Origin of the sequence: Okeania sp. SIO2F4 (assembly GCF_010672385.1) — a bacterium.
GTDB lineage: Bacteria > Cyanobacteriota > Cyanobacteriia > Cyanobacteriales > Microcoleaceae > Trichodesmium.
The window spans coordinates 1-4338 of sequence record NZ_JAAHGT010000837.1 but is presented as its reverse complement, the minus strand read 5'-3'; the positions used below and the strand labels follow the sequence as shown (position 1 = coordinate 4338).

Genomic DNA, 4338 nt, shown 5'->3' with positions numbered 1-4338 from the left:
TGAAAGAGAAAATCTGCATGGTCATAGTTTTTCTGTATATGTCATGTTCGAGGCTGAAATAATGGAAAATGGCATTACCTTCAATTATGGTATTTACAAAAAAATTATCCTTGATATTTGTCAACTTCTTGATGAAGTTGTTCTACTGCCATTAAAAAGTCCTTATCTGAGAATAGAAGAATCAGATAAATATGTCCATGCTTTCTTTAATGGTGAGAAAGAAAAAATACCATTTCTGAAACGAGATGTAAAGTTGCTTCCGGTGCGAAATATTACTTTAGAAGAACTTTCTCATTGGTTTCTGCAACAATTACTGGTTCATGTAAAAGAAAATCAAGAGCATTTTATTCATACAATAGAAGTTAAAATATTCTCTGCTCCTGGTCAGTCAGGTAGCAGTTTTTGGAGTCAAGAATGATTCAGTAATGGATAATGGATAATTACCTTTCCCTAAAAGCGAAGAGGATTGACTAAAAGGAAAAAATTTATTTTCTCTTGGTCGATTGGATCTGGCTAGGTTTCTGATGCATCCCTCGACCGCTTTTTCCCCTTTACTCAGGAGGCTAATAAAGCTGAATTATTTAATTATTAATTATTAATTATTCGGTAAAAAATACTTGATTATAACTGGTGGAAGTAGTTGTATAGGATTGGCAACAACTCAACTATTTATGGAAAAGGAATTTCAGGTTATTAACCTTTCTAGAAATTTATGTCCGTTGAAAGATGTAGTTAATATTCAGGTAGATTTAGCTGCAAAAGGTTTTGAGGAAAATTTGAAACAAGAGTTACTACCTAAATTAGAAAATTCTGCAACAAAGAAAAAATACCATTTCTGAAATGAGATGTAAAATTGCTTCCGGTGCGAAATATTACTGTAGAAGAACTTTCTCATTGGTTTCTGGAACAATTACTTGTTCATGTACAAGAAAATCAAGAGCATTTTATTCATACAATAGAAGTTAAAATATTCTCTGGTCCTGGTCAGTCAGGTAGCAGTTTTTGGAGTCAAAAATGAGCAAAAAATATTTGGTTATAACTGGTGGAAGTAGTGGTATAGGATTAGCAACAGCTCAACTATTTCTGGAAAAGGAATTTCAGGTTATTAACCTTTCCAGAAATTTATGTTCGTTGACGGATGTAGTTAATATTCAGGTAGATTTCGCTGCAAAAGGTTTTGAGGAAAATTTGAAACAAGAGTTACTACCTCAATTAGAAAATTCTGAAACGGTGATTTTAATTCATAACGCTGCCCGGTTAGATAAGGATAATGTAGAAAATATTCAAGCCAATAATTTACGAGATATCTTAGAAATTAATCTGGTTGCTCCAACTATATTGAATCAGATAGTCATGCCAAAAATGTCAAAGGGGTCTGCCATTATTTATGTGGGTTCCACTCTCTCAGAAAAGGCAGTACCTGGCGCCTTTAGTTATGTCACTTCTAAACACGCAGCAGTGGGGTTAATGCGAGGCACTTGTCAGGATTTAATGAATCGAGGTATTCATACAGCTTGTATTTGTCCTGGTTTTACCGATACCCCAATGTTAAAAAATCATCTTAATCATGATGAGGCAATTATTGAGCAGATAAAAACCATGAATGCTCAAAATCGTTTAATTGAACCTAGGGAGATAGCACAAACCATTTATTTTGCAGCTACGAACCCGGTTATCAATGGTGCAATACTCCATGCCAATATGGGACAAAAAGAGAGATAAAAAATGGCAATTACTCAACTTAATCACTATCTGATTAGAAATCTTCAGAAAATAGGGAGTAGGGAGTAGGGGGAAAGAATTGAAAATTTATGTAGGATAATTGATTTGATTTTTTATTATTGCAGATGTCTATTAGTCATTGACTTGATAAGGGCAACATCAAGTTTACAAAATTCACGAGTCATTTTCTATGTTAACTGCAGCTATACCTGAGTTTCTCAAAGCTTATTGGGACAATTCTTTCGATCTGAAAAACCACATCCAGGAGTTTTTGTAGATAGATCGACATACCCTTGAGACTCGAATTCAGGAAGGTAATCAAGCTATGACTAAATTGGGAGAAAACTTTGATTGGGAAATGGCAATCGAATTTTATCGAGACCGAGTCGGAGCAACCTATATCTTAGAATTAGCAGCGTGGCATTGAAAAAGCTGTGATTATATCGGTAATATGCTAAATTTAATTGTTGATTTTGCTAAAGGTTGGGTTTTGGATTTTGGTGGAGGGGTTGGAACACATTCCTTTGCTAAAGCTTTGTGTCCAAATGTTACCGAAGTTCAGTACTTAGATGTAAATCCGATTAACTGCGATTTTGTTCTGGAGCGATCCGAAAAATTAGGGGGTTATCTGACAAAATTCAAGTCACATCAAAATTTAAAATTGAACTCATTTGACACAATTATGTGTTTTGATGTCATGGAACATTTACCAGACCCAATATCACAGTTAATTGAGTTTCATAAACTTCTGAGTTCTGATGGAAAATTACTAATTAATTGGTATTTTTCTAAGGGTTTTGGCAACGAATATCCTTTTCATTTAGATAATACAGCTATTGTGAAATATTTTTTTCAAACGCTACAATCGCATTTTTTAGAAGGAAGTATTTCACCCCCATTTAATAACAACCAGATGTTATGAAAAATTGTGAAGTATTTCAAGAAGAATCTATCTATAAAATATTCCTTAATCTCTGAAGGAATAGGATTAATTTAATATATTGAGAGCTTGATACAACCTGGGTTTTTCTAATTTGACTCAGACCCCAATGTTGCTCAATGATTTTCTTGTCTGTTTTATCCCACATTCCGCACGTCATTTTGTAACATTAAAAGTAGTATGTTAATCCGTAGCTTTGTAAGTATTTATACTATGCAAATCATCTCAATTACTTTTTTCGTCGATCAAATTCCGAGTAAAAAATTTACGCATAAATACTTGTTTGATTAATGACTCAATCACGGCAGCTATGATTTTCTTCTAAAATTCTGTCTCCTGTCTCCTGTCTCCTGACTCCTTCTTCTATACTACATTTTGTTGTGGGGAATGTAGGTTTTATGTTCCCTTTGATAATTTAGGCAAAAAAATGGTAGCTGCTCAATTTAATCCCTTACGATTATTATTTGCTTCTACACCTGTTGGAGCTATTGGTTCAGGTATTGGAGGTGGGGTCGAATTCATATTACAAAATCTTGCCCGCGAAATGATTCTCAGAGGACACAAGGTAGATATACTTGCACCAGAGGGTTCTACAACTGAAGTGGATTGTCCGATAATTGAAATTACTGGAGAACTGCAAACTAGCATGCAGCAATTAAATCGCGATACTCAAATTCTCATAATCTCTAACTCAATACTGACAAGAATGTGGGAGTTTATTGGAAAAGAGCAAAGTAATTACCATTTGATTGTTAACTTTGCTTATGACTGGCTTCCCTTTTATTTATCTCCATTTATAAATATTCCCGTTGCTCATCTAGTAAGTATGGGGTCTCTTTCAAAGGTAATGGATGAGATTCTGGAAAAAATCAGCATTCGTTTTCCTGGTACTATTGCTGTTTATACAAAAGCTCAGGCAGAAACTTTCCCCTTTGCTAGTAGATGTCGAATTGTGGGAAATGGTATTGACTTAAAAGATTACCAATATTGTGACAAACCAGATGACTACTTAGTTTGGATAGCGCGTATTTCTCCTGAAAAAGGATTGGAGGATGCTGTTGAAGCTGCAAAAAATACTGGTATCCCTTTGAAAATAATGGGTTTGCTTCAGGATAAGTCTTACTGGGAGAGTATCCAGCAAAATTATCTTGATGCGCCAGTAGAATATTTAGGGTTTCTGCCAGTTAGGGAAATGCAGTTAGTGCTGCGGCGTAGTCGAGGGTATCTAATGACCCATCGATGGAGTGAAGCATTTGGCATGACTGCCATTCAATCATTAGCTTGTGGTGTGCCTGTAATTACATATGATAAAGGAGGCCCTGCTGAAATTGTGCGTCACGGCCAAACAGGTTGGCTAGTTGAGTCTGGTAATGTAGCAGAATTGGTAAAAGCAATTAACAATCTTGACAAACTCGATCGTTTAGCTTGTCGGCAACAAGCGGAAGCTGAATATTCTATTCAAGTTTATGGAAATCTTATGGAAAATTGGTTCTACGATATTCTTGGTCAGACTAGCTATTCGCTCAGGAGTTAGGAGTTATACCAATTTAGGGACCTCCAAAAAATCAAATGTACAATTGATAATGATAATTATTGTTGGTCAAAGGAAGGGGCAACTATGAGCTGCCCCTTCCCACTCCACTTTTTTTGTAGTAAATTTGAAACTGGGGCGTGAT

The 4338-nt window shown here is 35.3% G+C and carries 6 protein-coding genes; all 6 read left to right on the top strand.

Annotated features, from left to right (window positions below; translation table 11 throughout):
- On the top strand, positions 1-418 hold a 418-nt coding region (locus F6K22_RS33565; protein WP_293108346.1), incomplete at its 5' end, for a 6-pyruvoyl trahydropterin synthase family protein.
- A 199-nt stretch (positions 419-617) separates the two neighbouring features.
- Entirely contained in the window at positions 618-839 is a 222-nt protein-coding gene (locus F6K22_RS33560; RefSeq protein WP_293108343.1) for a hypothetical protein, read from the top strand.
- Between the two features lie 14 nt (positions 840-853).
- A complete protein-coding gene (locus F6K22_RS33555) occupies positions 854-1018 on the top strand; it encodes a hypothetical protein (RefSeq protein WP_293108340.1) in 165 nt (54 codons plus the stop codon).
- Positions 1015-1722 carry an SDR family oxidoreductase gene (locus tag F6K22_RS33550; RefSeq protein WP_293108337.1) on the top strand — a complete coding sequence of 236 codons (708 nt, stop codon included), beginning with the start codon at positions 1015-1017 and terminating at the stop codon, positions 1720-1722. Before F6K22_RS33555 ends, F6K22_RS33550 begins: the two co-directional genes overlap by 4 nt.
- A gap of 451 nt (positions 1723-2173) precedes the next feature.
- Positions 2174-2644 (top strand): class I SAM-dependent methyltransferase, encoded by a 471-nt coding sequence (locus F6K22_RS33545; protein WP_293108334.1) that lies wholly within the window; start codon positions 2174-2176, stop codon positions 2642-2644.
- 445 nt (positions 2645-3089) lie between these two features.
- Positions 3090-4196 carry a glycosyltransferase gene (locus F6K22_RS33540; RefSeq protein WP_293108331.1) on the top strand — a complete coding sequence of 369 codons (1107 nt, stop codon included), beginning with the start codon at positions 3090-3092 and terminating at the stop codon, positions 4194-4196.
- Positions 4197-4338 lie beyond the last annotated feature (142 nt).

Excerpts from the sequence above, each read along its gene's own strand:
- F6K22_RS33550 (WP_293108337.1), top strand. The coding sequence starts at position 1,015 with ATGAGCAAAAAATATTTGGTTATAACTGGTGGAAGTAGTGGTATAGGA.
- F6K22_RS33545 (WP_293108334.1), top strand. The coding sequence starts at position 2,174 with ATGCTAAATTTAATTGTTGATTTTGCTAAAGGTTGGGTTTTGGATTTT.
- F6K22_RS33540 (WP_293108331.1), top strand. The coding sequence starts at position 3,090 with ATGGTAGCTGCTCAATTTAATCCCTTACGATTATTATTTGCTTCTACA.